The 1,906-nt window shown below is 48.5% G+C and carries 3 protein-coding genes; 1 reads left to right on the forward strand and 2 read right to left on the reverse strand.

Annotation, left to right across the window (positions count from 1 at the left end; translation table 11 throughout):
• Together dinI and pyrC are read right to left on the reverse strand one after the other, a co-directional pair.
• Window positions 1–252: DNA damage-inducible protein I (gene dinI / locus J1785_RS01335; protein WP_129951841.1), on the reverse strand; the 252-nt coding region annotated here is incomplete at its 3' end.
• Between the two features lie 81 nt (window positions 253–333).
• Window positions 334–1,383, reverse strand: coding sequence for a dihydroorotase (gene pyrC, locus J1785_RS01340; RefSeq protein ID WP_217218638.1), 1,050 nt, complete (start codon window positions 1,381–1,383; stop codon window positions 334–336).
• Between the two features lie 223 nt (window positions 1,384–1,606).
• On the opposite strand from pyrC, the gene J1785_RS01345 reads away from it, so the two are divergent.
• Window positions 1,607–1,894, forward strand: coding sequence for a putative quinol monooxygenase (locus tag J1785_RS01345; protein ID WP_129951839.1), 288 nt, complete (start codon window positions 1,607–1,609; stop codon window positions 1,892–1,894).
• The last annotated feature ends 12 nt before the right edge of the window (window positions 1,895–1,906 follow it).

Raw genomic sequence — 1,906 nt, forward strand, 5'->3', positions numbered from 1 at the left:
GTCATCATTCTGATTGGAGAACCAGTCGTCAGCGCTTTCCCAGGTTTCCTGAAGAATTTCCTCAATCAGGTCGCGGTCAGTTTTTGCCCCGCCCAGAACAGACAGGCTATTTGCCCCGGCATATCGCACCTGGATTTTATTTTCGCGGTCGGAAAACTGTTTGTTAATTCTTTTACTCAATTCACCTGATAACGCGTCCAGCGCGCCGGCAGGCAGAGGCTTGGTTTTATCAATTGTGACTTCAACACGCATAGGACCTCCTGAATAGATTTGACTGTATGTTTATACAGTCAAATCATGATCAGTGCAATACGCGCTGGTGAGAATTTGTTGTTAGTAAGACGTCACTTTCCAGGCCAGTGTCTGACCTGCCAGGAATGGCACAATAGATTCATGGCCTAAAACAATTTCTTCAGGCTGTGTCACCGGGATACGGGACAATTCGATGAAGTCTTCATTCAGCGGCAGGCCATAGAAACGCGGGCCGTTCAGGGAGCAAAACGCCTCAAAATGTTGCAGCGCATTGAGTTCTTCAAAGATGGTCGCATAAGCTGATAACGCCAGCGGGGCATTAAAGCAACCCGCGCAGCCACAGCTTGATTCTTTACGGCCTTTCGTGTGCGGCGCAGAGTCGGTCCCCAGGAAGAAGCGATCAGCCCCGCTGGCGATAACTTCACGCAATGCTTCCTGATGAATATTACGTTTGAGGACTGGCAGACAGAACAGATGCGGACGTACACCGCCAACCAGCATGTGGTTGCGGTTGAACATCAGATGCTGTGGCGTAATGGTCGCACCCAGATACTGATTGCCAGAAAGAACATATTGCGCGGCTTCTTTGGTGGTGATGTGCTCGAAGACAATTTTCAATTCAGGAAACTGACGACGTACCGGATCCATGACTTCATCAATGAAACGGGCTTCACGGTCAAAAATATCTACATGGTTGTGCGTAACTTCACCGTGGATCAGCAAAGGCATGCCGATTTTCTGCATACGCTCCAAAACAGGATAAATCTTTTTGACATCAGAAACGCCATGCTGAGAATTTGTTGTCGCATTGGCCGGATACAATTTTGCCGCAGTGAATACACCTTGTCCGAAACCGCGCGCAATTTCTTCCGGATCCAGAGAATCTGTCAAATAGCAGGTCAGCAGAGGAGTAAAGTTATGTCCTGCAGGCAACGCGGCCATAATCCGGTCACGATATGCTATCGCATCCGCCACGGTGGTTACGGGGGGAGTGAGGTTTGGCATAACAATGGCGCGACCGAATACTTCACTGGTGAAAGGTAACACCGTGCTGAGCATGTGGTCGTCACGAAGGTGAATATGCCAGTCATCTGGACGGCGGATTTTCAAAACTTGCGGTGTTGCGGTCATCAGGCAAAACTCCGGCATTGAGGGACAAAATAGAGAGAACAGGTGCGGTAATGGGAGCATTAACGGCGGGGAACAAGAATAAGCGTAAAAGCGTTGTGTTGCATCCGTTAAATAAAGTTCGTATTGAAATCAATGCATCGACAGGTTCATAGTGGGAATAGATTTTAGTCAGAGTGCTTCCCGGTACGCCCTGAAGCATGACCAAAAAAACAGGAGAATTATTATGGAAATCAGAGTGGTTGCCACTATTGTCGCTAAAGCAGAATTCAAGTCAAAAGTGACAGAAGCGTTGCTTGATGTCATTGAACCAAGCCGGCTGGAAGTAGGGTGCCTGCAATATGAGCTGCATCAGGATCTCGATACAGAGGGTACCTTTGTTTTCTACGAACGATGGGCCTCTGAAGAGGCGCTGAATCAGCACAACAAGACCGAGCATTTCCAACACTTTGCAAAAAGCCTGGAAGGTAAACTGGAGGAACTTACGATTCGCCGGTTGAAAAGTCTGGCCTGATCGGGTTGAACC

Source organism: Rahnella perminowiae, assembly GCF_019049755.1.
In the GTDB taxonomy this organism is placed as follows: domain Bacteria; phylum Pseudomonadota; class Gammaproteobacteria; order Enterobacterales; family Enterobacteriaceae; genus Rahnella; species Rahnella perminowiae.

Excerpts from the sequence above, each read along its gene's own strand:
- pyrC (WP_217218638.1), bottom strand. The coding sequence starts at position 1,383 with ATGACCGCAACACCGCAAGTTTTGAAAATCCGCCGTCCAGATGACTGG.
- J1785_RS01345 (WP_129951839.1), top strand. The coding sequence starts at position 1,607 with ATGGAAATCAGAGTGGTTGCCACTATTGTCGCTAAAGCAGAATTCAAG.